Origin of the sequence: Haloferax sulfurifontis ATCC BAA-897 (genome assembly GCF_000337835.1) — an archaeon.
GTDB lineage: Archaea > Halobacteriota > Halobacteria > Halobacteriales > Haloferacaceae > Haloferax > Haloferax denitrificans.
This window is the reverse complement of sequence record NZ_AOLM01000019.1, coordinates 135,324-159,355: the sequence shown is the minus strand read 5'-3', so window position 1 is coordinate 159,355 and position 24,032 is coordinate 135,324. Positions and strand designations below refer to the sequence as shown.

25 protein-coding genes are annotated in these 24,032 nt (G+C 68.8%); 17 read left to right on the top strand and 8 right to left on the bottom strand.

Features of this window, described 5'->3' with window-relative positions; genetic code table 11:
- Positions 1-20 precede the first annotated feature (20 nt).
- Positions 21-776: a class I SAM-dependent methyltransferase gene (locus tag C441_RS11030; protein ID WP_004971251.1), complete on the top strand. Its 756-nt coding sequence runs from the start codon at positions 21-23 to the stop codon at positions 774-776.
- 70 nt (positions 777-846) lie between these two features.
- Positions 847-1,749 (top strand): glycosyltransferase family 2 protein, encoded by a 903-nt coding sequence (locus tag C441_RS11025; RefSeq protein WP_007275151.1) that lies wholly within the window; start codon positions 847-849, stop codon positions 1,747-1,749.
- 10 nt (positions 1,750-1,759) lie between these two features.
- On the opposite strand, the gene C441_RS11020 is transcribed toward C441_RS11025, so the two are convergent.
- Positions 1,760-2,584 (bottom strand): amidohydrolase family protein, encoded by an 825-nt coding sequence (locus tag C441_RS11020; RefSeq protein WP_007275150.1) that lies wholly within the window; start codon positions 2,582-2,584, stop codon positions 1,760-1,762.
- A gap of 173 nt (positions 2,585-2,757) precedes the next feature.
- On the opposite strand from C441_RS11020, the gene C441_RS11015 reads away from it, so the two are divergent.
- From C441_RS11015 to C441_RS11000, 4 genes are all read left to right on the top strand, one after another.
- On the top strand, positions 2,758-3,408 hold the full coding sequence (locus C441_RS11015) for a helix-turn-helix domain-containing protein (protein WP_007275149.1): 651 nt from the start codon (positions 2,758-2,760) through the stop codon (positions 3,406-3,408).
- Positions 3,409-3,462: 54 nt separating this feature from the next.
- Complete coding sequence (locus C441_RS11010) at positions 3,463-3,744, top strand: HalOD1 output domain-containing protein (protein WP_007275148.1); 282 nt, start codon at positions 3,463-3,465, stop codon at positions 3,742-3,744.
- A 175-nt stretch (positions 3,745-3,919) separates the two neighbouring features.
- Positions 3,920-5,482: a thermosome subunit alpha gene (gene thsA / locus C441_RS11005; RefSeq protein WP_007275147.1), complete on the top strand. Its 1,563-nt coding sequence runs from the start codon at positions 3,920-3,922 to the stop codon at positions 5,480-5,482.
- Positions 5,483-5,682: 200 nt separating this feature from the next.
- Positions 5,683-7,002: an APC family permease gene (locus C441_RS11000; protein WP_049920553.1), complete on the top strand. Its 1,320-nt coding sequence runs from the start codon at positions 5,683-5,685 to the stop codon at positions 7,000-7,002.
- A gap of 34 nt (positions 7,003-7,036) precedes the next feature.
- On the opposite strand, the gene C441_RS10995 is transcribed toward C441_RS11000, so the two are convergent.
- Genes C441_RS10995 through C441_RS10985 form a run of 3 tightly spaced genes read right to left on the bottom strand, consistent with a single transcriptional unit; the run spans position 7,037 to position 9,058 of the window.
- Positions 7,037-7,735 (bottom strand): trimeric intracellular cation channel family protein, encoded by a 699-nt coding sequence (locus tag C441_RS10995; protein WP_007275145.1) that lies wholly within the window; start codon positions 7,733-7,735, stop codon positions 7,037-7,039.
- Positions 7,735-8,511 carry an SAM hydrolase/SAM-dependent halogenase family protein gene (locus tag C441_RS10990; protein WP_007275144.1) on the bottom strand — a complete coding sequence of 259 codons (777 nt, stop codon included), beginning with the start codon at positions 8,509-8,511 and terminating at the stop codon, positions 7,735-7,737. The genes C441_RS10995 and C441_RS10990 overlap by 1 nt, the downstream gene beginning before the upstream one ends.
- A 1-nt stretch (position 8,512) precedes the next feature.
- Entirely contained in the window at positions 8,513-9,058 is a 546-nt protein-coding gene (locus tag C441_RS10985; protein ID WP_007275143.1) for a nicotinamide-nucleotide adenylyltransferase, read from the bottom strand.
- Between the two features lie 169 nt (positions 9,059-9,227).
- Here C441_RS10985 and lonB point away from each other — a divergent pair, with 169 nt between their 5' ends.
- The 3 genes from lonB to C441_RS10970 all read left to right on the top strand — a co-directional run bounded on the left by lonB (position 9,228) and on the right by C441_RS10970 (position 12,773).
- Positions 9,228-11,312: an ATP-dependent protease LonB gene (lonB, locus tag C441_RS10980; protein ID WP_007275142.1), complete on the top strand. Its 2,085-nt coding sequence runs from the start codon at positions 9,228-9,230 to the stop codon at positions 11,310-11,312.
- A 6-nt stretch (positions 11,313-11,318) separates the two neighbouring features.
- Positions 11,319-12,332, top strand: a complete 1,014-nt coding sequence (locus C441_RS10975) for a CPBP family glutamic-type intramembrane protease (RefSeq protein WP_007275141.1) — start codon at positions 11,319-11,321, stop codon at positions 12,330-12,332.
- 102 nt (positions 12,333-12,434) lie between these two features.
- Positions 12,435-12,773: a hypothetical protein gene (locus C441_RS10970; RefSeq protein WP_004971235.1), complete on the top strand. Its 339-nt coding sequence runs from the start codon at positions 12,435-12,437 to the stop codon at positions 12,771-12,773.
- 24 nt (positions 12,774-12,797) lie between these two features.
- Here the strand turns inward: C441_RS10970 and C441_RS10965 are convergent, their stop codons facing one another.
- Positions 12,798-13,253 (bottom strand): MGMT family protein, encoded by a 456-nt coding sequence (locus C441_RS10965; protein ID WP_007275140.1) that lies wholly within the window; start codon positions 13,251-13,253, stop codon positions 12,798-12,800.
- Between the two features lie 179 nt (positions 13,254-13,432).
- Here C441_RS10965 and trpC point away from each other — a divergent pair, with 179 nt between their 5' ends.
- The 6 genes from trpC to C441_RS10935 all read left to right on the top strand — a co-directional run bounded on the left by trpC (position 13,433) and on the right by C441_RS10935 (position 19,541).
- Positions 13,433-14,188: an indole-3-glycerol phosphate synthase gene (gene trpC, locus C441_RS10960; RefSeq protein ID WP_049920548.1), complete on the top strand. Its 756-nt coding sequence runs from the start codon at positions 13,433-13,435 to the stop codon at positions 14,186-14,188.
- Positions 14,185-15,453: a tryptophan synthase subunit beta gene (gene trpB / locus C441_RS10955; RefSeq protein WP_007275138.1), complete on the top strand. Its 1,269-nt coding sequence runs from the start codon at positions 14,185-14,187 to the stop codon at positions 15,451-15,453. The genes trpC and trpB overlap by 4 nt, the downstream gene beginning before the upstream one ends.
- On the top strand, positions 15,453-16,286 hold the full coding sequence (gene trpA, locus C441_RS10950; protein ID WP_007275137.1) for a tryptophan synthase subunit alpha: 834 nt from the start codon (positions 15,453-15,455) through the stop codon (positions 16,284-16,286). Before trpB ends, trpA begins: the two co-directional genes overlap by 1 nt.
- 24 nt (positions 16,287-16,310) lie before the next feature.
- Entirely contained in the window at positions 16,311-17,111 is an 801-nt protein-coding gene (locus C441_RS10945; protein WP_007275136.1) for a 2-amino-3,7-dideoxy-D-threo-hept-6-ulosonate synthase, read from the top strand.
- Between the two features lie 96 nt (positions 17,112-17,207).
- Positions 17,208-17,618, top strand: coding sequence for a methylated-DNA--[protein]-cysteine S-methyltransferase (locus C441_RS10940; protein WP_007275135.1), 411 nt, complete (start codon positions 17,208-17,210; stop codon positions 17,616-17,618).
- Between the two features lie 744 nt (positions 17,619-18,362).
- Positions 18,363-19,541 carry a 3-dehydroquinate synthase II gene (locus C441_RS10935; protein WP_007275134.1) on the top strand — a complete coding sequence of 393 codons (1,179 nt, stop codon included), beginning with the start codon at positions 18,363-18,365 and terminating at the stop codon, positions 19,539-19,541.
- Positions 19,542-19,607: 66 nt separating this feature from the next.
- Here C441_RS10935 and C441_RS10930 read toward each other — a convergent pair whose 3' ends face one another.
- The 3 genes from C441_RS10930 to C441_RS10920 form a co-directional block, all read right to left on the bottom strand.
- Complete coding sequence (locus C441_RS10930) at positions 19,608-20,003, bottom strand: DUF7575 domain-containing protein (RefSeq protein WP_007275133.1); 396 nt, start codon at positions 20,001-20,003, stop codon at positions 19,608-19,610.
- Positions 20,004-20,118: 115 nt separating this feature from the next.
- Positions 20,119-21,213, bottom strand: coding sequence for a DNA-methyltransferase (locus C441_RS10925; protein ID WP_007275132.1), 1,095 nt, complete (start codon positions 21,211-21,213; stop codon positions 20,119-20,121).
- A 196-nt stretch (positions 21,214-21,409) separates the two neighbouring features.
- Entirely contained in the window at positions 21,410-22,417 is a 1,008-nt protein-coding gene (locus tag C441_RS10920; RefSeq protein ID WP_007275131.1) for a transcription initiation factor IIB, read from the bottom strand.
- 264 nt (positions 22,418-22,681) lie between these two features.
- Here C441_RS10920 and C441_RS10915 point away from each other — a divergent pair, with 264 nt between their 5' ends.
- Together C441_RS10915 and yjjX are read left to right on the top strand one after the other, a co-directional pair.
- A complete protein-coding gene (locus C441_RS10915; RefSeq protein WP_007275130.1) occupies positions 22,682-23,488 on the top strand; it encodes a helical backbone metal receptor in 807 nt (268 codons plus the stop codon).
- A 20-nt stretch (positions 23,489-23,508) separates the two neighbouring features.
- The gene (gene yjjX, locus C441_RS10910; RefSeq protein ID WP_007275129.1) at positions 23,509-24,030 is read left to right on the top strand and encodes an inosine/xanthosine triphosphatase; all 522 of its coding nucleotides are present in this window, start codon (positions 23,509-23,511) and stop codon (positions 24,028-24,030) included.
- Positions 24,031-24,032 lie beyond the last annotated feature (2 nt).

Here is a 24,032-nt window from a genome sequence, read left to right as displayed (position 1 = left end):
CCCCCGCGACTATGCGTAGCGTGAAAGGAAAGGAGTGGTACCAGGCCGACGAGGTCGCCCAGGAGTACGACTCGAAGCGGTTCTCCAAGGGCGGTCGGCTCATCGACCGGCGAGAGAAGGAGGCGGTCCTCGCGGCGCTCGGTCCCGTCGAGGACAAGAACATCCTCGAAATCGCCTGCGGGACCGGCCGGTTCACCGTGATGCTCGCCCAGGAGGGGGCGAACGTCGTCGGACTGGACATCTCGCGGGCGATGATGGTACAGGGCCGGGAGAAGGCTCGCAGGGCGGGGGTCGCCGACCGCATCGAGTTCCTCCGCGGCGACGCGGCGCGACTGCCGTTCCCGGACGACCACTTCGACGCGGTGTTCGCGATGCGGTTTTTCCACCTCGCGGACACCCCGGCGAAGTTCTTAGCCGAGATGGCCCGCGTCTCGAAAGGGCAGGTGTTTTTCGACACCTTCAACGACGGGAGCCTCCGGGTGGCCTACAACTGGTTGCTCCCGATGGGCTCGCGGCTCTACTCGGAGGGTGACGTGCGGCGACTGCTCGGCGACGCCGGCCTCGACCTCGCGGGTGCGAACCACGACTTCGTCATCCCGTTCGGCTTCTACCGGAAGGTCCCCAACGGAATCGCACAGCCGTTCCGTTCGCTCGACCTCGCCGTCGGCGACTCGCCGGTCGGCGACGACCTCGCGTCCGTGTCGTACTGGAACGCGCGGGTCGAATCCGCCGACGAGTCGTCCCGCGCGGCGACGCGGGCGAGCGACGCCGAGTGAGGCGTTCTCACGGCGGATTTTAACACGGTTCTCGATTCACATTTAAGTACGTCCACCGCAACTGTCGGGTATGGACCTCTCGGTTGTGCTCCCGACGCTCAACGGTCGGGACCGGCTCGCCACCAGCCTCGACGCGCTGGCCGAGCACGCCCCCGACGCGGAAGTCGTCGTCGTCAACGGTCCCTCCGCCGACGGCACGACCGGGATGGTGAGAGAGCGCGACGACGTGGACGTGCTGGTCGAAATCTCGGACCGCAACCTCAACGTCGCCCGAAACGCCGGCCTCGAAGTCGCCGACGGCGACGTGGTGGCACTCCTTCGGTACGACCTCTCCGTCGAGTCGTCGTGGCTGTCGGCGCTCGAAGCCGGCATCGCCGACGCCGACGTGGTCACCGGGCCGATGCACCAGACGCTCCGCAACGGCATGACGACCGAGTCCCTCGAACGGAACGCCATCGGCGGCCGCACGGTGACGTACTTCAACGGCGGCAACGTCGCGTTCCGCCGCGGGGCCATCGACGCCCTCGACGGCTTCGACGAGTACCTCCAGACGGGCGGCGCGCGCGACGCGGCCCACCGGCTCGCCGGCTTCGACCGCTCCGTCGCGTGGGCACCCGAGATGTGCGTCCGCCGCGAGTTCGAGGCCGACGGCGGCGTCTCCGAGCGCGACTGGGGCTGGAAGTACCGCTCTCTGACCTATCGACTCGTGAAGAACTACGGCGTCAGACCCGGGACCGTCACGCGGACGGCGAAACACGCGGTTTCGGACGGCGTCGGCGCCGCCCTCGGCGTCGTGAAAGGCGACGTGACGCCGTCGGGGTGGGCGGGAACCGGCCGCGACGTGCTCGGCGGTATCGCCACGGGCGTCTCCGACGGGTTGGTCGCCCGCGCCCGCGACCGAACCCGCACGCGGAACCCCCACGGCCGGTCGAAGCGCGCCGACCGCGCCGTCGCCCGATACGACCGGCGCTGACTCTCTTCGGTTACTGTTCTCCGGGGCCGAGCGCCTCGATGACCCGCGCCGCGTTTTTCGAGAACGCCTTCGCCAGCGCGTCTTCCGACACGTCGAGCGTCAGAATCTCCATCACGCCCACGTTCGGGTGGGTCTCGGGCGCGCCGCTCCCGAACAGCACGCGGTCCGGGTGTTCGAGCAGTGCGCGTTCGAGCACGCTCCGATAGCGGACGAAACTCGTGTCGAGATAGAGGTCGTCGTGGTCGTCGAGGAGGTCGATGGCCTCGGCCATCAGCTCGCGGTCGAGCGGGAAGCCGCCGAAGCTCGACAGGATGACCGGGAACCGCCCGAGCAGGGACTCGGCGACGGCGCTCGGCTCGAAGGCCCGCCCGCCCTCGACGAAGACGGGAAGCCCCACGTCTTCCAGCATCGCGAGCGTCTCGTCGTCGGGGAGCCCGTCGACCGCCGGCGCGAGCGAAAAGCCGTGGAAGCGGTCGTCGTAGGCGTACTGCTCGATGTCGTCGGGGTCGGCGTGGTGGGCCGCCCGCGACGACGCGAAGTTCCGGAGCCGCGCCGAGGGTCGGCCGCTCGGGTCGCGCGGGCCGTTGATGCGGGCGAACGCCAGAAACGGGCGGTCGACGCTCATCCGCGCGACCGCGTTGTTCGGCCGGAGGTAACTCCCCTCGACCCGCCGTGCGCCCGGCGAGACGACGGCGCGGACGACGCCCGCCTGATGCAGTTCGCGCTCCAGGCGCTCGGGGCTTATCTCCCGCCCGCGCGCCGCGACCGACCGCTCGTCGGGGTCGAGGCGGGCGTTCACGTCCACGACCCTGAACCCGTGTTCCAACTCCAGCATTGTGGAGTCACTCTCCGGTGGCCGCCAAATAGGTTGCAGAATCCGCCACGCACATTTCACCGAGTTCACAGTACCGCGTCGTTCGTTCACCGACGCGTGACGTTCATTCCTTCACGACGGTGCGGAGAGAGCTTGAAACGCGGTTTTTTGGCCTCATCTACGTATCTTCACGCGTGTGCCTCATCGTCGAGGTCGTCGCGCCGTTGTCCGCGCTCCCGTTCGGTCCCGCGGTCGAGGAACACGACGTCGAACTCGAACTGGAACGCTCGGTCCCGACCGCCTCGCCGGCGGCGTCGTTCGTCTGGGTTCGCGGCCCCGACGCGGCGTCGTTCGGGGAGGCAGTGGTGTCACTTCCGAGCGTCGACGACCTCACGCTCGTCGAGTCAGTCTCGGACCGGGCGCTCTACGGCGTCACGTGGAACGTCTCTGAGACGCCTATCCTAGCGGCGTTGGCGGCGCGAGACGCGGTTCTCTTGGAGTGTCTCTCCACCGCCGACTCGTGGTGGCTCAAGCTCCGGGTCTCGTCGCACCGCGTGCTCACCGACCTCAGACGCGAGTGGGCGGCACACGGTATCGACGCCGAGTTCGACCGCATCACCACGGTCGCCGCCGAGGAGGCACCGGCGGGCGAGGGACTGACCGACACGCAACTCGAAGCCCTGCTTCTCGCGCTCGAACGCGGCTACTTCGAGGAGCATCGGGGCACGTCGCTGGCCGAGCTCGGCGCGGAACTCGGCATCTCGCGGCAGGCGGTCGCCGCCCGCCTCAAACGCGCGTACCGGACGCTCGCAGAGCGGATTCGAGACGAGCGACCCCCAGAATAACGGGTTACATAGTCAACCCACACCAATAGGTACCCGACTACCCATTCGGACTGTATGGACGACCCGCTCGAAGGTGGAGCCGGGTCCGTGGTAACCATCTCCGTCGATCGGTACGACGAGGTGGCGGTCGCCATCGCTTCGGCGGTCGCGACGGCCGCGGAACTCAATCCACTCGAACTCCCGCCGCTCTCCGATATCGGCGTCGACCCCGAAGCGCTCGACGTTCTCTTTCACCCTTCTCACGACCCGTCTCGACGGTTCTCGTTCCAGTACGCGGGCCATCTCGTCTCGCTGTTCGGCGACGGGACGCTCACCGTCGACACCCTCGACGAGTAGCGACGCGCCCGACTCGGCGGAGCCTCGCTCGGCCGCCGAATCGGTCCGCGGTCGTCACCTCCGGGATTCGGAAAACCGCCGCCCTGTCGTGCGATTTCGTAGCGCACTCTCGGCGAAACGTATTTATAGAACTGCAATCGTTGATAGCGGTTGAGGTTTCAACATGGCTTCACGAATGCAGCAACCGTTATACATTCTCGCAGAGGGGACGAACCGAACGCACGGCCGCTCCGCACAGGACTCCAACATCCGCGCCGGAAAGGCCGTCGCCGAAGCCGTACGGACCACGCTCGGCCCGCGCGGCATGGACAAGATGCTCGTCGACTCCTCGGGCGAGGTCGTCATCACGAACGACGGCGCGACCATCCTCGAGAAGATGGACATCGAGCACCCCGCCGCGCAGATGATCGTCGAAGTCTCCCAGACCCAAGAGGAGGAAGTCGGCGACGGCACGACCACCGCGGCCGTCCTCACCGGCGAACTCCTCGCGCACGCCGAGGACCTCCTCGACGCCGACCTCCACCCGACGGTCATCGTCGAGGGCTACACCGAGGCCGCCCGCATCGCCCAAGAGGCCATCGACGACATGGTCCTCGACGCGGCCCTCGACGACGACCTGCTCCGGAAGGTCGCCGAGTCCTCCATGACCGGCAAAGGGACCGGTGACGTGACCGCCGACGTGCTCGCCAAACACGTCGTCAAGGCGGTCCAGATGGTCCACGAGGACGACAGCGGTGCCTTCAACCGCGACGACGTTCGCGTGCTCACCCGCACGGGCGCGTCCTCCTCGGCGACCGAACTCGTCGAGGGCGTCGTCCTCGACAAGGAGCCCGTCAACGAGAACATGCCCCGGTCCGTCTCCGACGCGACCGTCGCGGTCCTCGACATGAAACTCGACGTGCGCAAGAGCGAGGTCGACACCGAGTACAACATCACGTCCGTCGACCAGCTCACCGCGGCCATCGACGCCGAGGACAGCGAACTCCGCGGCTACGCGAAGGCCCTCTCGGACGCCGGCGTCGACGTGGTGTTCTGCACCAAGTCCATCGACGACCGCGTCGCGGGCTTCCTCGCCGACGCGGGCATCCTCGCGTTCAAGAGCGTCAAGAAGTCCGACGCTCGCGCCCTCGCCCGCGCGACCGGCGCGAAGCGCCTCGGCTCCCTCGCCGACCTCGACGAGTCCGACCTCGGGCGCGTCGACTCCGTGAGCATCCGCACCTTCGGCGACGACGACCTCGCGTTCGTCGAGGGCGGCGCGGCGGCCAAGGCCGTCACGCTGTTCCTCCGCGGCGGCACCGAACACGTCGTCGACGAACTCGAACGCGCCATCGAAGACGCCGTCGACGTGGTCGTCGCCGCCATCGACAAGGGCGGCGTCGTCCCCGGCGCGGGCGCGACGGAAATCGCCATCGCCGACCGCATCCGCTCGGAGGCCGCCGGCATCGAGGGGCGCAAGCAACTGGCGGTCGAGGCCTACGCCGACGCCGTCGAGGCGCTCCCGCGCACCCTCGCCGAGAACACCGGCATGGACCCCATCGACGCGCTCGTCGACCTGCGCGCCCGCTACGAGAACGAGGGCATCGCCGGCATCATCTCCTCGGGCCGCTCCGGCGAAATCGGCGACCCCGTCGAACTCGGCGTCATCGACCCCGTCGCGGTCAAGCGCGAAGCCATCGAGTCCGCGACCGAGGCCGCGACGATGATCGTCCGCATCGACGACGTCATCGCCGCCAAGTAACCGAACCGCCCGCAGAACGCCTCCCCCACTCAACCCACCTCCGGCGGCGACTCCCGCCGCCGGGCCACTTCGTGTCGCTTTTCCCGGTCGTGCCGCCCGCAGACGACCGCCCCGGAGCCGCGCCGCCGAACGGCTACCTCTCAGGACTACCTCTCAGCTGGCCGCTACGTTCTTCCGTGGTGAGCGTCGAACTGCACTCCATGTCCGGTGAAGTCGGGCTTCCGGAAGCCGTGTCGATGGCGATTGGTGGAATGGTCGGCGGGGGTATCTTCGCCGTGCTCGGCGTCGTCGCCGGCGCGGCCGGGACCCTCGCGTGGGCGGCGTTCGTCGTCGCCGGCGTGCTCGCGGTCTGTGCCGGCTACTCACTGCTTCGACTGAACAGTCTGTGCGAGTCGCCGCGGTCGCCCGTCGGCTACGTCGAGCGGTTCACCGACGACAACACCACGCTCGCGGGCGTCGTGGGCTGGACGTTCGTCTTCGGCTACGTCGGGACGATGGCGATGTACGCCTACGCCTTCGGCGGCTACTTCGTCGAACTCACCGGCGTCTCGACGGTCGCGTCGGTCTCGATACAGCCGTTCGTCTCCGCGCTCACCGTCGCCGCGTTCGTGAGTCTCAACGTCTTCGGGGCGCACGCCTCCGGGCGGGCCGAAGACGTTCTGGTCGGCCTCAAGGTCGCCATCCTGCTCGTGTTCGGCGTCGGCGGCGTCGCCTACGGCGCGACCCACGGCGGCCTCGGCTTCGGGCTGTCGAACCTCGGCATCGGCCCGCTCGTCGCCGCCGCCGTCTCCTTCGTCGCCTTCGAGGGCTGGGAGCTCCTGTTGTTCGACCAAGAGAACATCGCCGACCCCCGCGAAACCGTCAGGAAGGCGATTTACATCTCCATCGCGGGCGCGACGGGGCTGTACATCCTGGTCGCGCTCGTCACGACCAACCTCGCCGGCATCGACGCCATCCAACGGCACGCCGAGACCGCCCTCGCGGTCGCCGCCCGGCCGTTCCTCGGGCAGGCCGGGTTCGTCCTCATCTCGGTCGCGGCGCTGTTCTCGACGGGGAGCGCCATCAACGCCACGCTGTTCAGCTCCGCGCGGCTCTCGAAGCGCCTCGTCGCCGACGACCTGCTCCCGAGTCGCCTCCGCGACGAGTCCGCCGACGAGCCGATTCGCCCGCTCGTGACGCTCGGCGCGCTCGCGGCCGGGTTCGCCTTCCTCGGGAGCCTCGACGCCATCAGCTCGTTCGCGTCGCTCGCGTTCATCAGCATCTTCGGCGGCCTCTCGTTTCTCGCGTTCCGGGAGCGCGAGGACCTCGCAACCGCCGTGATTCCCGCCGTCGGGACCGTCGGCGGAATTAGCTCGGCGGTCGCGCTCCTGTGGCACCTGTTCGACGCCGAGCGCGGGACGTTCTGGACCGTGCTCGCGCTCGCCGTGGTCGTCGTCGGCGTCGAGGTGCTCTACTTCGAGCGCGAGAGCATCGTAAGCGAGGTTCGCTCGGCCGAGCGGCGCGTGGAAAACGAGCTGTAGGGGTTCTGTGCTCTGGGTTCTTTCGGTCCCTGCCTCACACCCGCGGGAGCCGCCAGTCGTAGCGGAGCGCGAGCAACCGCACCGAAAAGACGACCGCGGCGCACAGCCCCGAGGGGACGCCGGTCGGCGCGCCGACCGCGCGGGCGACGAGGAAGGCGAGACCGCCGACGACGGCGGGCGTCGCGTAGAAGTCGTCGCGGAGGACGACCGGCACGCGACCGATGAGGATGTCGGCGATGGAGCCGCCGCCGACGGCCGTGATGGTGGCGAGGATGACGACGCCGAACGACGTGACGCCGGCGTCGACGCCGACGAGCGCGCCGGTCGCCGCGAACGCCGACAGCCCGACCGCGTCGGTGGTCAGGAACGCCGGGTGGTCGCGCACGCGCCCCGCTATCGAGTGAATGAGGACGATTGCGAGGGCGACGCCGACGAGCGCGACGCTCATGTCCCACGTCCCCGCGAGCGAGGCCGGCAGTCGGTCCACGAGCACGTCGCGGGTCGTCCCGCCGCCGAGGGCCGTCACGATGCCGAGCACGGAGACGCCGAACACGTCGAGGCCGGCTTCCGCGGCCTTGAGCGCGCCAGCGACCGCGAACGCGAGGAGGCCGACGACGTTCATCACCGCGAAGGGGTCGATCTCGGGGACGACGACCGCGGCGGGAACGGGAACGGGCACGGGTACGAGAACGGAGACGGGCGCGGGGACAGACGCGAGAGCGGCGACGCCCATCAGTCGACCCGGAGTTCGACGCGGTCGCCGGGCGCGAGGCCGAACGCCTCGTCGCCGCGGCCGTGGTTCACGTCGCACTCGACGTTGCCGTGACTGCCGACGGTGACCAGTTTCTCGCCGCGCGGGACGGCCTCGAAGGTGCGGCCGACCGGGACCGACTCGCCGTTCACCGAGACGGTCTCGCCCGCCGCGTCGTGGACGACCGCGCCCGGAACGTTGGTGATGCAGTTGCCGAAGTCGTCGACGACGAGCACCTCGCCGGTCGCCTCGCGGCCGTCGGCCGAGACGGCCGCCTCCGGGAGGCGGCACTCGGCGAGCGACGCGACGGAAATCGGTTCGAAGCGGTCGACCGACCCGAGCGCCGACGCGCCCGCGACGTGGGCGTCGGCGGCCGCGGGCGCGAACACGTCCCGCCCGTGGAACGTCGTCGACTCGGGGTTCGGAACGTCGATTTCGTAGGCTTCGACGGGGGCGTCGGCGGCCACGCGTCTCGCCGGCGGACGGAGGACGCCGTTGTCGGGACCGACGAAGACGTGGTCGCCGACGCGGTAGACGACCGCGCGGCGGTCGGTACCGACGCCGGGGTCGACCACGACGAGGTGGACCGCCGGCGGGAAGTACGGAAGCGTCTCGCGGAGCCAGAAGGCGGCCGCGCGAACGTCCTGTCGCGGGAGGTCGTGGGCCACGTCAACGAGCCGCGCGTCGGTCCGCGAGAGGACGACGCCCTTCATCGCGGCGGGGTACGCGAGCCCGAAGTCGGACGCGAGCGTTATCATCTCAACAGGGGTTGGGGTCCTCGTCGTCGGCGACGCGCTCCGACCCGTCGGTGGCCGTGACGCGCTGGAGGCGCTCGATGCCGTCGATTTCGCGGACCACGTCGGCCACCTCGTCGGGGACGAGCGACTCCCAGTCGCGGTCTTCTATCATGCGCTGGCGGACCTCCGTGCCCTCGAGCACCTCGCGGTTGAACATGGGCGACTGGTGGACCTCGACGCCCGCCTCCTTGAACAGCTGGATGACGAGCGGGTTGTTGGAGTACGCCACCTCGAACGCGGGGGACATCGACTGGACGTGACTGACCCACACCGAGTTGCGGTCGAGGTCCTCGATGGGGACCGCGTAGGTCGTGATGTCGAAGTCGGAGACGGCCTTGTTGACCATCATGATTCGCTCGCCCGCGGTGAAGGGGTTCCGCGGCGAGTGCGAGTCGCCCGCGGACCCGATACCGAGGACGAGTTCGTCGACTTCGGTGGCAATCTCTTCGACCATTCGGTGGTGGCCGTTGTGGTACGGCTGAAAGCGGCCGATGTAGAACCCCCGCATGCGTCGGCCGTTAGTCCGGATTACTTATAAATACGCCGAGTTGGGAGAACTCCGGTATTCTGGTGGTAGGGCGGTCGAAACGCGAGGTTACGGCAAGGTACGCCGGATGAAACCGGGGAGAAAGTATATCAGTCGCAGGGCCTACGTTAGAAGTAGCGACGACAGTTCTATGAGTAACGATACGAACACCGACGACAGCCTCCACGAGCGGGAGGATTCACCCGACGACGCGCCCTCGGAAGAGGGCATCGACGACGGGGGGTCGCTCCAGCACGACGAGGCCGAAGAGGTCGACAAGAAGACGATCGACGACCTCGGGAGCGATGTCGAAATCGACGCCGACGTGGCCGAGAACGTGGACGAAGACGACCTCCTCGGTGGTCTCAAGATAGAGACGACCGACGAGATTCCCGTCCCGGACCGCCTCGTCGACCAGGTTATCGGACAGGAGCACGCCCGCGACGTCATCATGAAGGCGGCCAAACAGCGCCGCCACGTCATGATGATCGGCTCCCCGGGGACGGGGAAGTCGATGCTCGCCAAGGCGATGTCCGAGCTTCTCCCCCGCGAGGAGCTCCAGGACGTGCTCGTCTACCACAACCCCGACGACGGCAATCGCCCCAAGGTCCGCACGGTCCCCGCGGGCAAAGGTGACCAGATCGTCGAGGCGCACAAAGAAGAGGCACGCAAGCGCAACCAGATGCGCTCGTTCCTCATGTGGATCATCATCGCGGTCGTGCTGGGCTACTCGCTCATCATCGCCCAGCAGGTCCTGCTCGGCATCCTCGCCGCGGGTATCATCTATCTCGCGTTCCGCTACGGCTCGCGCGGCAGTGACGCGATGATTCCGAACCTCATCGTGAACAACGCCGACCAGAAGTCCGCGCCGTTCCAGGACGCGACGGGCGCTCACGCGGGCGCGCTCCTCGGCGACGTCCGCCACGACCCGTTCCAGTCCGGCGGCATGGAGACGCCCAGCCACGACCGCGTCGAACCCGGCGCGATTCACAAGTCGAACAAGGGCGTCCTGTTCATCGACGAGATCAACACCCTCGACGTGCGCAGTCAACAGCACCTGATGACGGCCATCCAGGAGGGCGAATTCTCCATCACGGGCCAGTCCGAGCGCTCCTCGGGCGCGATGGTCCAGACCGAGCCCGTCCCGACGGACTTCATCATGATCGCCGCCGGGAACCTCGACGCGATGGAGAACATGCACCCCGCGCTCCGCTCCCGTATCAAGGGCTACGGGTACGAGGTGTACATGGACGACACCATCCAGGACACCCCCGAGATGCGCCGCAAGTACGCGCGCTTCGTGGCCCAGGAGGTCACCAACGACGGGCGGCTCCCGCACTTCACCGAGGAGGCGGTCGAGGAGCTCATCCTCGAAGCCCGCCGCCGCGCCGGTCGCAAGGGCCACCTCACCCTCGAATTCCGTAACCTCGGCGGTCTCGTCCGCGTCGCCGGCGACATCGCCCGCGGCGAGAACGCCGAGCTGACCACCCGCGACCACGTGCTCCAGGCCAAGCGCCGCGCGCGCTCCATCGAACAGCAGATCGCGGACCAGTACATCGAGCGCCGCAAGGACTACGAGCTGTCGGTCAACGACGGCTTCGTCACCGGCCGCGTCAACGGCCTCGCCGTCATGGGCGAGGACTCCGGTATCATGCTCCCCGTGATGGCCGAAGTCACGCCCTCGCAGGGCCCCGGTCAGGTCATCGCGACCGGCCAGCTCAAGGAGATGGCCGAAGAGTCCGTCCAGAACGTCTCGGCCATCATCAAGAAGTTCTCCAACCAGGACCTCTCGGAGATGGACGTGCACGTGCAGTTCGTCCAGACCGGCCAGCAGGGCGTCGACGGCGACTCCGCGTCCATCACGGTCGCCACCGCCGTCATCTCCGCGCTGGAGGACATCCCCATCGACCAGTCGGTCGCCATGACCGGCTCGCTGTCGGTGCGCGGCGACGTGCTCCCGGTCGGCGGCGTCACCCACAAGATCGAGGCCGCCGCGAAGGCCGGCTGTTCGACGGTCATCATCCCCGCCGCCAACGAGCAGGACGTGATGATCGAAGACGAGTACAAGGAGATGGTCGACATCATCCCCGTCTCGCACATCAGCGAAGTCCTCGACGTCGCCCTCGAAGGCGAACCCGAGAAGGACTCGCTCGTGGACCGCCTCAAGAGCATCACCGGCTCCGCCCTCAACAAGGGACAGGGCGTCAAAGGGCCCTCCAGCCCCAGCCCGCAGTAACGCCGGATGACCGACTGGGCGGCGTTCGCGGGCTTCACCGGCCTCGTCCTCGCCGTCTTACTCTCTCTCGCGCACTTTTCTCGCGGCGTCCCGCACGCTGAGGGGACCGGCTCCGACGCGCCCGCGGCTCCCCACGACTCTGAGTCCGGCCCCGCCCAAAACGCCCGAGTCGGTTCGCCGGACGACCCCGTTTCTACCCCCGCCGAACCGGACGAAACGCACGAACCAGCCGACCCCGACACCGTCTCGCTGGCCTCCTTCTCGGTCGATTCGACCGACGCGTCGCCGCGACCCGAGCCGCCGACGCTCGCTGGGGGCGACGGCGCGGCCGACGCCGAGTCCGACGTGACGGCCGGTTCCGAACCCGACTCGGACCGGGAACCCCCCGGCGTCACCGCGGCTCCCGTCTCGGCCGTCTCGGAGCGCTCCGCGTCCGCCGCCGACCTCCCGCCGCATCTCCTTCTCGCCAACGTCGCGCTCTCGCAGGCGTTCCTCGGCGGCTTTCTCGGCCTCGGCGCGTGGTACGCCGGCGTGCCGGCCGCGGCGCTCGGCTTCTCCGTCACCGACCTCCCGGCGAAGCTCGCTCTCGGCGTCGGACTCGGCATCGCGCTCTACGGGGCCAACCGAGTCGGTTCGACGGTCAGCGAGCGGTTCGGCATCGCGCCCGACGAGGCGGTCCGCGAGTCGCTGACGCCGCGGACCGCCGCGGGCTGGGTGTTCCTGTTCGCGGTCGCGCTTCCCCTCATCGCCGGCTTCGAAGAGCTGTTGTTCCGGGGCGCGCTCGTGGGAGCGGTCGCCGCCGGCTTCGACGTGTCGCCGTGGCTCATGGCGGCCGTGTCGTCGGCCGCCTTCGGCGCGGGCCACGGCGCGCAGGGTCGACTCGGCATCGTCGTCACCGGCCTCCTCGGGTTCGTCCTTGCGGCGGCGTTCGTCCTCACCGGGAGCCTGTTGGTCGTGGTCGTCGCCCACTACCTCGTGAACGCGCTGGAGTTTGCGGGCCACGAGCTGTTCGGCTGGTAGCGGCGGCTCACCACGTCGGCGTCGGCGACGACCGCCGAATCGCTCGCCGTCGCGGCCGCGGCGCGGGGATGCGTTCAAGTGTCCGCATCACGCGTAGCCGGTATGGACATCGACACGCGGCAGTTGACGCAGGCGGGGCTCATCGGCTATCTGGCGCTCGTCGTCGCGGCGTTCGCCACGGGGAACCCGACGCTTCGACTCGCCGCCGACGCCGCCTTCGGGCTGACGGCGGTTCTCCTCGGCGTCGTCACGCTCCGGATTCCGGTCGACAGCCGACTCAAGTACGTCGCCGGCGGCGGCTTCGTCCTCGCGGGGCTCTCGCAGTTCGCCGAGCTCGCGACCGGCGTCCAGTCGGTCGGACTCGCCAGCACGCTGTTCCTCCTCGGCGGCCTGCTCGGCTACCTCGCGCTCCGCCGCGAGACCGACGCGATGCCGTTCTGAGGGGAGGGCCGCAGAATTATAGATTTAGATTCCTTCGGACTTCCGGAGCGCCTCGACCACGTCGTCGGGGGCGGCGCTCGGGCCGTCTTTCACCCGGTGGTCGGGGACGACGACCGGGACCGGGTTCGCCGCGAGCGCCTCGCGGACGACGCGCTCCGAGTCGTCGCCCTCGGGGTCGAGGCCGGCCATGCGGACGAGGAGCGCCACGTCGACCGTGTCGCCCCGCGGGACGTTCCGAAGCGACTCCAGCACGCTCCGCTGGTCGGTCGGGACGGTCAGGCCGATGGGGACCGACGAGAGGTCCGTCTCGCCCCGGTCGATGGCGGCCAACACGGCGTCGAGGTGTTCGTGGTCGGACTCGGCGTCCGCCGGGAGCGAGTCCGGAAACGAGACGTCGATGACCTTCCCGCTGACCACGCCGACCTGAACGGGGCGGCCGAGCGTCGACGATTCGCGCGCGTAGATTCCCGAGACGGGCATACGTTCGGCTCCCGTCGCCGGACGCTTGACCCTTCCGGCGACGGTGTGGGGGTCGGCCGACCGCGTTCGGTTCGAGTTCGCTGGTCGCGCGCTCGCCCACGAACGCGAGCGCGCGAGAGACGGTGAGTGTCCCCGCCGACGCAAGTCTTATGTACAGATACGTGCGTTAGTGTACATCAATGAACGCTAGTGGAGACGGATTAGCTCCCGACGTGCGCGCCATCCTGGAGGCCGCGCGGGAGCGACCCGGCGGGGAGACGCGCGTGTCGGTCGACGCGCGGTCGTTCCCCGAGGCCGTGGCCGAGACGGAGGCCGCGGGGCGGGTTCCCGTCATCGCCGAGGTGAAGCCCACGAGTCCGACGACCGAGGGCGTCCGCGAGGACGACCCGGTCGAACTGGCCCGCGAGATGGTCGCCGGCGGCGCGACGGCGCTGTCGGTGCTCACCGAACCCGAGCACTTCGGCGGCTCCGCCGAGTCGCTTCGGCGCATCCGCGAGGCCGTCGACGTGCCCGTGCTCCGCAAGGACTTCATCATGCACGAGGCCCAACTGGACGTCGTCGAATCTGACCTCGTGCTCCTCATCGCGCGGTTCGTCGGCGAGGGCCTCCCGGACCTCGTCGAGGCGGCCCGCGACCGCGGCTTCCAGCCGCTCGTGGAGGTCCACACGCGCGAGGAACTCACGGCGGCGCTCGCGGCCGGAGCCGACATCGTCGGCATCAACAACCGCGACCTCGGGAAACTCGAAGTCGACCTCGGCACGTTCGAGGAACTCGCGCCGGAAGCGCCCGAGGACGTGCTCCTCGTGGCCGAAAGCGGCGTGAAGACGGTCGACGACGCGACGCGGATGCGCGAGGCCGGTGCCGACGCCCTCCTCGTCGGGACGGCCATCATGGACGGCGACGTACGACGGAACACGGAGACACTCACACAATGAGCGCAGACGGCAAATTCGGCGACTACGGCGGACAGTACGTTCCCGAGGCCCTCATGCCGGCCATCGAGGAACTGAACGACGCGTACGAGCGGTACGTCCTCGACAACGAAGACGGCTTCATGGACGACTTCCGCGCGCGACTGCGGGACTTCGGCGGGCGGCCGACGCCCCTCCAGCGCGCGGACCGACTCTCCGAGCGCTACGACCGCGAGGTGTACCTCAAGCGCGAGGACCTGCTTCACGGCGGCGCGCACAAGCTCAACAACGCCCTCGGACAGGTCCTGTTGGCGAAGTACATGGGCAAAGAGCGCATCATCGCCGAGACCGGCGCGGGCCAGCACGGCACCGCCACGGCGATGGCCTGCGCGCACCTCGATATGCCCTGCGAGATTTACATGGGCGAACGCGACATCAACCGCCAGCGCCCCAACGTCTTCCGGATGAAGCTCAACGGCTCGGAGGTGAACCCCGTCACCGTCGGCCGCGGCACGCTCAAGGAGGCCATCTCCGAGACGATGCGCGACTGGGCGACCAACGTCGAAGACACTCACTACGTCATCGGCTCCGTGGTCGGACCCCACCCGTTCCCGAGCATGGTCCGAGACTTTCAGTCGGTCATCTCCGAGGAGGCCCGGACGCAGGCCACCGAAAAGCTCGGTCGGCTCCCCGACGCGGTCGTCGCCTGCGCGGGCGGCGGCTCGAACACGATGGGCGCGTTCGCCGAGTTCGTCGACGACGAGGAGACCGCGCTCTACGCCGTCGAGGCCGGCGGCTCGACGCTCGAAGTCGACGAGGAAGCCGGCGTCGCGCCCAACTCGGCGTCGCTCACGACCGGCACGGAGGGCATCCTCCACGGCGCTCGTACCCGGCTCCTACAGGACCGCGACGGCCAGATTATGGAGTCGCACTCGGTGTCGTCGGGCCTCGACTACGCCGGCGTCGGACCCGAACTCGCGTATCTCGTCGACACCGGCCGCGTCACCGCCGTCAACGTCGACGACGACGAGGCGCTGACCGCGTTCCACCGGCTCTCCCAGATGGAGGGCATCATCCCCGCGCTGGAGTCGGCTCACGCGTTCGGCTACCTCGAATCGGTCGTCGGCCCCGACGCGCCCGACTCCGGGGAAGCGGACGACCTCGGCGAGTACGTCGTGGTCAACGTCTCCGGCCGCGGCGACAAGGACCTCGAATCGGCCATCGAGGAGACCTACGAGCGCGACATCGACATCGCGCCGAACATGGACGAGTTCACGGGGGGCCTGTGATGTCGCTCGAAGACGCCTTCGCCGACGGCCCGGCGTTCGTCCCCTACCTCGCCGCCGGCGACCCCGACTACGAGTCCTCGCTGAAATACGTCGAGGCGCTCGAACGCGGCGGCGCGGACGTCATCGAACTCGGGCTTCCGTTCTCGGAGCCCATCGCCGAGGGGCCGACCATCCAGAACGCGGTGGTTCGGTCGCTCGAAGGCGGCATGACGCCGACGCGCTTCTTCGAGTTCGTCGAGGACCTCGACGTGTCGGTGCCGCTGGTCTGTATGACCTACTACAACCTCATCTACCGCTACGGCGATGAACCCGGTCCGCGGCCGTTCGTCGAGAAGGCCGCCGAGGTCGGCATCGAGGGCTTCGTCGTCCCCGACCTGCCGGCAGAAGAGGCCGACCCACTGCGCGAGGCCTGCGACGAGTTCGGTCTCGACCTCGTGTTCATCGTCGCGCCGACGACCCGCGGCGAGCGCCTCGACCGCATCATGGAACGGGTCTCGGGCTACGTCTACGTGCAGGCGCGCCTCGGCACGACGGGCGCGCAGTCGAGCGTCTCCGACCAGACCGGCTCGTCGCTCGAACGACTCGCCGACTACGACGTGCCCAAGGCGGTCGGCTTCGGCATCAGTAGCGGCGACCACGCCGAGCGCATCGTCGCCAGCGGTGCCGACGGCATCATCGTCGGGAGCGCGCTCGTGGACATCGTCGCCGAGGGCCACGAGAACGGCGACGACGCCGAAACGGTCGCCGACCGCCTCGAAACGCTCGCCCGCGAGCTGAAAGACGGCGCGGTGGCCGGCGCGTCGCAACGCCCACCGCATCCGGAACGCACATAACCACTCTGCCACCCTTTCTCATACATGAACACCGACATCGGACTCTCCGCACGACTCGAACGCATCTCCACAGACGGGCGATACCTCATCGTCCCGATGGACCACGGCATCACCCTCGGCCCGGTCACGGGCCTCGTCGACATCGAATCCACCATCGACGGCATCACGCGCGGCGGCGCCGACGCCGTCCTCACGCACAAGGGCACCGCGCCGCGCGTCCACCCGAACAAGAACGGCAAGGGCTACATCGTCCACGTAAACGGCTCGACGGTCATCGGCCCGGACGAAAACGACAAGCGACTCACCGGCACCGTCGAAGACGCCCTCCGCGTCGGTGCCGACGCCGTCTCCTTCCACATCAACGTCGGCTCGGACTACGAGCCCGACCAGATGACGCAACTCGCCGACCTCTGTTCCCGCGCCGCCGACTTCGGCGTGCCCGTCCTCGCGATGTCCTACGCCCGCGGCCCCGGCATCGACGAACAGGACCCCGAGGCGCTCGCCCACGCCGTCCGCCTCGCCGAGGAAGTCGGTGCCGACGTGGTGAAGACGGCCTACAGCGGCGACGCGGAGTCCTTCGGCCGCGTCGTCGAGGCCACGCGCCTGCCGGTCGTCATCGCCGGCGGCAGTCGCGGCACCGACCGCGAGACGGTCGAGATGGTCCGCGGCACGATGGACGCCGGCGCGGCCGGCGTCTCCATGGGTCGCTCCATCTTCCAGCACGAGAACCCCGAGGCCATCACCCGCGCCGTCAGCGCCGTCATCCACGACGACGCCGACGTCGATGCGGCGCTCGAACGCGCCGGGCTCGGCATCGAGGCGTAACGCGACTAACGCGACCCGCGGCGTTCCGACGCCCTTTCTGCTTCCTTCGACAGTCCCAGCCTACAGATAGATACCCGCCGAGCGCGAACCCCGAGTATGCGCGTCACGATGTGGGGGTTCGCGGTCGACGTGGACGAACGGCTCGTCGGGTGTTCTGCCGACTCGCTCCGAACACAACTCGCCGAGTACGAAGACGGCGAGCGCCGCGAGTTCGACGTGGACGTGCGGTTTCCCGACTCCTTTACCGGCGACGTGATGCGCGTCATGGCGTCGATTCCGTACGGCGAGACGCGAACCTACGGCGAGGTCGCGGCCGAACTCGACAGCCACGCGGTCGCCGTCGGACAGGCCTGCGGGCACAATCCGGTCCCGCTCGTCGTCCCGTGCCACCGCGTCGTCGGCGCGGACTCCCTCGGCGGCTTCTCCGCGGCCGGCGGCGTCGACCTGAAACGCGCGCTTCTCGACCACGAGCGCGGCGCGACCCAGACGGGGCTGGACGCGTTTTGACTGATTTCATATCGCCGTAATTGATTTATTGACTGTCGAACCGACCGAGAACTGTCGTGGTCGGTGTGTGAGTCGCTCCGAGTACCCCGCGAAACCAGCTTTTCCCAGCGTTCTGACGCGCCGTTCGCGGAACCGCGTTCGTGACTCGACGTTAGTTGTCTGTCCGGTCTACCGGATTCGCCGACAGAGTGAGAGACAGAAAACGACGTTCGATTCCGACCGCGATACCGTCTTCCAGCCTCGAACCCCGGAGTTCCGAACCATGACGGGGTTCCACGCGGTCGATTCCAGCGATGGGTGTCGGTGCTGGACGAATCGCCTCCGTCGTCGCCCTCGAACGTCGGCGGTTGGGATTCGGATGTGGTCGCTGTGTTCTATGTTCGTGGAACCGACGAACTCGATGACTGAGACACCGGGTGACGAAGCGTTCACGATTCGCGTGCGAGACCGGACTGTCCCATCGGTCACAGGCGCACCACCCCGACGAGACGACCAAACCGACGCCGACTCGACGGGAGTTGAGTGGTAACTGAGCGAGGCGAGCGCCTCTCTCGTTCGACTCGCGTCGGTGGAATCGCCGTCCGACCGTCGATTTCACCCTCTATTTCATCCTCATAAATCTCATAACGCGATATAGAATCTAAGCAGGGCGGCCAAGCGACCCGTCGCCGTCCGTTCGTTATCCGCTCGCCGTCCGTTGATTCATTCGCCACGTTCAAGCCCGCCCACCGAGTGAAGTCGATAATGACACGAAGCGTCTGGCTCAAGGCCGACGACACAGTCGGCGACTGGGAGACGCGGAAGCGACGCATCACGGCCGGACTGGAAGCCGGCGTCGACTGGGTCCTCGTCGATGAGGCCGACGTCGAGAAGGTGCGCGAACTCGGCGACGTCAACATCGCCGCGTTCCGGACCGACGCGGACGTCCACGTGATGGAAGCAGAGGAAGACGACGGAGAGCCCGCGGCGCTCGCCGACGCCTACATCGTCGGCAAGGACGGCGAGGGCGACGCGACCGTCGAACTCCCCTCGGACTTCTCCGGCTCTGCCGACCTGACGACGCTCCGCCGCGGCGACGACCTCGCAAACGGCTCGTACGTCCGCATCCTGAGCAAGGACTACGAGGCGTTCGCCGAGGAGGCCGCCCGCGACGGCGACTACACCATCGTCATCGGCGAGGACTGGACCATCATCCCGCTTGAGAACCTCATCGCCCGCATCGGCGAGGAGACCGACCTCATCGCGGGCGTCACGACCGCCGAGGAAGCCAAGACCGCCTTCGAGACGCTCGAACTCGGCTCCGACGGCGTCCTCCTCGACAGCGACGACCCCGACGAGATTCGCAAGACCGTCGAGGTCCGCGACGAGGCCGAACGCGAGTCGCTCGATCTCGTGTGGGCCGAGGTCACGGAGGTCGAACGCACGGGCATGGCCGACCGCGTCTGCGTCGACACGGGAACCATCATGGACCACGACGAGGGGATGCTCGTCGGCTCGATGGCCCGCGGCCTGTTCTTCGTCCACGCCGAGACGGCGAAGTCCCCGTACGTCGCGTCCCGGCCGTTTAGAGTCAACGCCGGCGCGGTCCACGCCTACGCTCGGACCCCCGACGGCGGAACGGTCTATCTCTCCGAACTCGAAAGCGGCGACGAGGTACAGCTCATCGACACGAACGGCAACACCCGCGAGGCCATCGTCGGGCGCGTGAAAATCGAAAAGCGGCCGATGTTCCGTATCTCCGCGGACTACGAGGGCGACCGCGTCACGACGCTCCTCCAGAACGCCGAGACAATCAAGGTCCACACCCGCGAGGGCCGGACCGCGGTCACCGACCTCGAACCCGGCGACGAGATGCTCATCTACTACGAGGACACGGCTCGCCACTTCGGCGAGGCGGTCGAAGAGAGCATCATCGAGAAGTAACGGACGGAGGGACGTTTTTTCTCAAACTCAGAGTCGCGCGCGGCGGCCGGCGGTCGTCGGCTCTCTCTATCCTTCGACCGTGTACCATTCGAGTTCCGTCGCACACCACGGACAGAAGTCGAGGTTCCGGTCGAGCTCGCCGCCGCAGACCGGGCAGGTCGGCTCGCCGTTCGCGTTGCGGCCGCGCGGGCGACGTCCGACGCGGTAGGCGTCGAGCGCGCTCAGAAACAGCAGTCCGAAGACGGGGAACAGCACCTCTCTGGGGAGCGAGTCCACCGTCACGGTCGCCGGGTCGGCGAACGTCGAGAGCAACACCAGCGCCGCGCCGAAGACGAAGGTGAACCACGCAATCGCGCGTCGCCACTCGCGGAGGTAGACGTGGCCGGCCCCGGCGATTCCGAGCGAGGCACCAACCACGCCGACGAGGGCGGCGACGACGGCGCGACGACGAGCATCGGGCATTGTTCGTTGGCGTCGTCGTCCGCGCTCTTAAACGTCTGGATTGTCGGACAGTCGGCTAACTAGTACCGACGCACGCCGCCATGTGTCTGAACCCCCGAATTCGAGTGTTTCGAACTCAGTCGGTCGTCGTCGGGTCTTCCGAGAGTTCGGGCCGCTCCGACGACTCGGCCGCCTCTGCCCCGTCGAACGGTTCGTGTTCGACGACGAACTCGCGGTCCGCCCCGTCGGCCGACGCCTCGACCGACGACGCGCGGTACAGGCGGATGCGACGCTCCTGTTTCGTCACGACCGGGAAGTCGTAGTGTTCGGCGTCGTGACCGGGTCGTTCGTCGCGGTCGGCGACGAACTCCCGGTGGGCGTCGAGTCGGCGTTCGACCTCCGCGCGCGAGCGTTCCGTGAGGTCGTCGAGTCGGCGTTCGAACCCCGAGACGAGGTCGGCGTCGAGGTCGTAGCCGACGGAGTCCCGGCCCGCGAGCATGGCCGCGAGCGTCGTGGTCCCGGTGCCGACGAAGGGGTCGAAGACGGTGTCGCCGTAGACGGAGTACATCCGAATCAGGCGAAGCGGCAGTTCGACGGGGAACGCCGCCGAGCGCTCTCTGGCCCCCGAGTCGAGGCGCTGGTCGGTCCCGCCGAACTCCCAGAGGTCGGAGAACCAGCGGTTGCGCTCCTCCCAGAAGAAGGCGCTCTCGTAGCGCCGCTCGTCGCCCGGCGGGAACGACCGCGGGTCGCCCTTCCGGACCACAAGCACGTACTCGTGTTCGAGCGTGACGTAGGCGTTCGGCGGGAGCGTCCCCGACCCCATGAACTTCGTCAGGCTGTTTGTCGGCTTGCGCCAGATGGCGTCTGGGAGCGGCGTCAGCCCGCGCTCGGCGAGCGCGGTGAGCACGCGGGCGTGGTTTGCGTACTGGCGAAACGACCCGTCGAGGCTCCGCGTCGCGTCGCCGACGTTCACGCAGGCCATCCCGCCGGGCGCGAGCACGCGGGCCACCTCGTCCCAGACGGCGTCGAGCTGTTCGTGCATCGCCTCGAAGGCGGCGTCGCCGTCGCCCGCGTCGAGCGCCGCCGCGACGGTGTCGTCACGCGCCGAAAAGAGGTCGTCCCACATCTCTATCATGGGGTAGGGCGGCGACGTGACGACGAGGTTCACGCTCTCGTCGGCGAGTCCGGTGTCGGCGGCGTCGCCCACCGCGAGGGCGTGCGTCGTGCGCATCGTACGGACGTGTTCGCCCCGAAACAAAACCCTTCGCCTCGGCGCGGGGGCGGTCGCCCCGTGCCGGTCGACTTCTCCCCGCGACTCGATGGCGGCGCGTCGCGTCGAGCGCCGCCGCTGGCGGGCGAATAAGCGAAAATCGAGTCGTTTCGTCCGGGTCGAACCGTCGCTCGGAGCGGGCGTCGGGCGTGCGCGCTCAGACGAGGCCGAGGTTCTCCTCGGCTTCGAGGAGTTCGTGGTAGCGGTTGCGGATGGTGACCTCGGAGATGTCGGCCACGTCGCTGACGGCGGCCTGCGTCGTCTTCTCGTTGGTGAGGAGGGCGGCGGCGTAGACGGCGGCGGCGGCGAGGCCGACCGGCGACTTACCCGAGTGAACGCCCTTCTCCTTGGCGTTCTTCAGGAGCTGGCGCGCGCGCATCTTCGACTCGTCGGAGAGGCCGAGCTCGCTGGCGAACCGCGGGACGTACTGCTCGGGGTCGGCGGGCTTGACCTCAAGCGAGAGCTCGCGCGCGATGTAGCGGTAGGTGCGGGCGACCTCGCTCTTCTCGACGCGCGAGACCTCCGCGATTTCGTCGAGCGAACGCGGGACGCCGGCCATGCGGGCGGCGGCGTAGGTACAGGACGTGGCGACGCCCTCGATGGAACGGCCCGGAAGCAGGTCGTCGTCGAGCGCGCGGCGGTAGATGACCGACGCCGTCTCGCGGACGTTCTCGGGGAGGCCGAGCGCGGAGGCCATGCGGTCGATTTCGCCGAGCGCCTGCTTGAGGTTGCGCTCTTTCGAGTCGCGGGTGCGGAACCGCTCGTTCCACTTGCGGAGCCGTTGCATCTTCTGGCGCTGGCGCGCGCCGAGGGAGTTGCCGTACGCGTCGCGGTCGCGCCAGTCGATGTTCGTCGACAGGCCCTTGTCGTGCATCGTGTTGGTCGTCGGCGCTCCGACGCGGGACTTCTCGTCTTTCTCGCGGGCGTCGAACGCGCGCCACTCGGGGCCGCGGTCGACGGAGTCGGCGGTCACGACGAGGCCGCAGTCGTTACAGACTGTCTCGCCGTGTTCGTCGTCGGTGACGACGTGACCGCCGCACTCGGGGCACTGAAGCGTGTCGCCCTTCGTGTCTTCCTGTTCGGTCTCGGCCTCCTGTCGGCCGTTCTGCGTGTCTCGTTCCTGCTCCTGTGCGCCGGGATTTCGGGTCCAGATTCGTTCACTCATGGATACGACGGCGGGTGCTCCGGGAATGGGTGGTTAGAGGCGGCTAGAACCCGGATGCTGTCCGTAACACCAGCAACCGCAGACGAGCGCATAAATGGTTTGGTATCGCTTTCGTCGAACGGCGGCGTTTGCCTGTGTGAGGCCGTCGCACGGTGGTTAAGGTCCGTGAGGGATTCGGCGGCTCACCGGCGATTCCCCGGTGACCCACCGGCGACCGACGACGCGACACACACTTTTGCCGACGGGTCGTAAACGGGACCACGCATGGCCGCGAATCCCCGCGTCGTCTCGCTCGCACCGAGCGCGACAGCGATTCTCACCGCCGCCGGTCTCGACGCCCACGTCGTCGGGGCGACCGTCCACTCGTCGACCGACAAGCCGGTCGTCGGCGGCTGGCTGAACCCCGACTTCGACCGGGTCGCCGAACTCGACGCCGACGCCGTCTGCACCTGCGACGACCTCCAGTCGGACGTCGCGGCGGCGGCCCGCGACCGCGGCTACGACGTGGTCCACGTCGCGCCCGCGACGCTTGCTGAGGTGTTCGACTCGTTTCCCGTCGTCTGCGACGCCGCGGGCGACGCCGGCGCGGGCGCGACGCTCGCCGAGGACTGCCGCGACCACCTCGCCCGCGTCGCCGACGCGGTCGCCGGCCGCGACCGCCCGACCGTCTACTGCGAGGAGTGGGCCGACCCGCCGATGGCCGCGGGCAACTGGGTCCCCGACCTCGTCCGCGCCGCCGGGGGCTCAGCCCCGCTCGTCGCGCCCGGCGATCGGTCCGCCGAAGTCGACCCCGAGACCGTCGCGGCCGCCGACCCCGACCACGTGATGCTCCACCCCTGCGGGAAAGGCGAGCGCGGCGACCCCGAGGCGTTCGAGGCCCGCGGGTGGAATCTCGACGCGTCGGTCCACGCCGTCGACGACTCGCTTCTCAATCAGCCGAGCCCCGCCGTCGTCTCGGGCGTCGACCGCCTCGCGCGACTGCTGCACCCCGACGCCGGCCTCCCCGAGCCGTGGGAGCCCGCGGCCGCGACCGCGACCCCGCCCGCGACCGAATCCGACGAAGGGAAATAACCGGGCGACGCGCTTCCGACATGGACATCGCGGTCGGAAGCGGCAACCCGGTGAAGCGGCGCGCGGTCGAACGAACCTGCCCCGACGCCTCCGTGGCGGCGGTCGCCGTCGACTCCGGCGTCTCCGAACAGCCGACGGGCCACGACGAGACCATCGCGGGCGCGGTCACCCGCGCGGAGCGGGCGCTCGACGCCGGCGACTACGACTTCGGCGTCGGCATCGAGGGCGGCGTCGCGACCTTCTCGGCGGGCGACGGCACGGACGAGACCGACCTGTACCTCGTGATGTGGGCGGCCGTGACCGACGGCGAACGGGTCGGCCGCGCGGCGGGGCCGAGCCTCCCGCTTCCCGCCCGCATCGCGGACCGAATCGACGCGGGCGAGGAGCTCGGACCGGTGATGGACGACGTGCTCGGCACCGACGACATCGCGAAAAACGAGGGCGCGGCGGGCGTGTTCACCGGCGGCCGACTCACGCGCACTGACGCGCTCGAAGCCGCCGTGACGGGCGCGTTCGCGCCGTTCCGGTGCGAGCTGTACTGACT

What these genes read in the sequence shown, in the direction of transcription:
- thsA (WP_007275147.1), top strand. Translation starts at nt 3,920, where the DNA reads ATGCAGCAACCGTTATACATTCTCGCAGAGGGGACGAACCGAACGCAC.
- C441_RS10990 (WP_007275144.1), bottom strand. Translation starts at nt 8,511, where the DNA reads ATGATAACGCTCGCGTCCGACTTCGGGCTCGCGTACCCCGCCGCGATG.
- C441_RS11010 (WP_007275148.1), top strand. Translation starts at nt 3,463, where the DNA reads ATGGACGACCCGCTCGAAGGTGGAGCCGGGTCCGTGGTAACCATCTCC.
- trpA (WP_007275137.1), top strand. Translation starts at nt 15,453, where the DNA reads ATGTCGCTCGAAGACGCCTTCGCCGACGGCCCGGCGTTCGTCCCCTAC.
- C441_RS10930 (WP_007275133.1), bottom strand. Translation starts at nt 20,003, where the DNA reads ATGCCCGATGCTCGTCGTCGCGCCGTCGTCGCCGCCCTCGTCGGCGTG.
- trpC (WP_049920548.1), top strand. Translation starts at nt 13,433, where the DNA reads ATGAACGCTAGTGGAGACGGATTAGCTCCCGACGTGCGCGCCATCCTG.
- C441_RS11020 (WP_007275150.1), bottom strand. Translation starts at nt 2,584, where the DNA reads ATGCTGGAGTTGGAACACGGGTTCAGGGTCGTGGACGTGAACGCCCGC.
- C441_RS10985 (WP_007275143.1), bottom strand. Translation starts at nt 9,058, where the DNA reads ATGCGGGGGTTCTACATCGGCCGCTTTCAGCCGTACCACAACGGCCAC.
- C441_RS10975 (WP_007275141.1), top strand. Translation starts at nt 11,319, where the DNA reads ATGACCGACTGGGCGGCGTTCGCGGGCTTCACCGGCCTCGTCCTCGCC.
- C441_RS10965 (WP_007275140.1), bottom strand. Translation starts at nt 13,253, where the DNA reads ATGCCCGTCTCGGGAATCTACGCGCGCGAATCGTCGACGCTCGGCCGC.
- C441_RS10970 (WP_004971235.1), top strand. Translation starts at nt 12,435, where the DNA reads ATGGACATCGACACGCGGCAGTTGACGCAGGCGGGGCTCATCGGCTAT.
- C441_RS10915 (WP_007275130.1), top strand. Translation starts at nt 22,682, where the DNA reads ATGGCCGCGAATCCCCGCGTCGTCTCGCTCGCACCGAGCGCGACAGCG.
- C441_RS10920 (WP_007275131.1), bottom strand. Translation starts at nt 22,417, where the DNA reads ATGAGTGAACGAATCTGGACCCGAAATCCCGGCGCACAGGAGCAGGAA.
- C441_RS10945 (WP_007275136.1), top strand. Translation starts at nt 16,311, where the DNA reads ATGAACACCGACATCGGACTCTCCGCACGACTCGAACGCATCTCCACA.
- C441_RS10940 (WP_007275135.1), top strand. Translation starts at nt 17,208, where the DNA reads ATGCGCGTCACGATGTGGGGGTTCGCGGTCGACGTGGACGAACGGCTC.
- trpB (WP_007275138.1), top strand. Translation starts at nt 14,185, where the DNA reads ATGAGCGCAGACGGCAAATTCGGCGACTACGGCGGACAGTACGTTCCC.
- lonB (WP_007275142.1), top strand. Translation starts at nt 9,228, where the DNA reads ATGAGTAACGATACGAACACCGACGACAGCCTCCACGAGCGGGAGGAT.
- C441_RS10925 (WP_007275132.1), bottom strand. Translation starts at nt 21,213, where the DNA reads ATGCGCACGACGCACGCCCTCGCGGTGGGCGACGCCGCCGACACCGGA.
- C441_RS11025 (WP_007275151.1), top strand. Translation starts at nt 847, where the DNA reads ATGGACCTCTCGGTTGTGCTCCCGACGCTCAACGGTCGGGACCGGCTC.
- C441_RS10935 (WP_007275134.1), top strand. Translation starts at nt 18,363, where the DNA reads ATGACACGAAGCGTCTGGCTCAAGGCCGACGACACAGTCGGCGACTGG.
- C441_RS11000 (WP_049920553.1), top strand. Translation starts at nt 5,683, where the DNA reads ATGTCCGGTGAAGTCGGGCTTCCGGAAGCCGTGTCGATGGCGATTGGT.
- C441_RS10995 (WP_007275145.1), bottom strand. Translation starts at nt 7,735, where the DNA reads ATGGGCGTCGCCGCTCTCGCGTCTGTCCCCGCGCCCGTCTCCGTTCTC.
- yjjX (WP_007275129.1), top strand. Translation starts at nt 23,509, where the DNA reads ATGGACATCGCGGTCGGAAGCGGCAACCCGGTGAAGCGGCGCGCGGTC.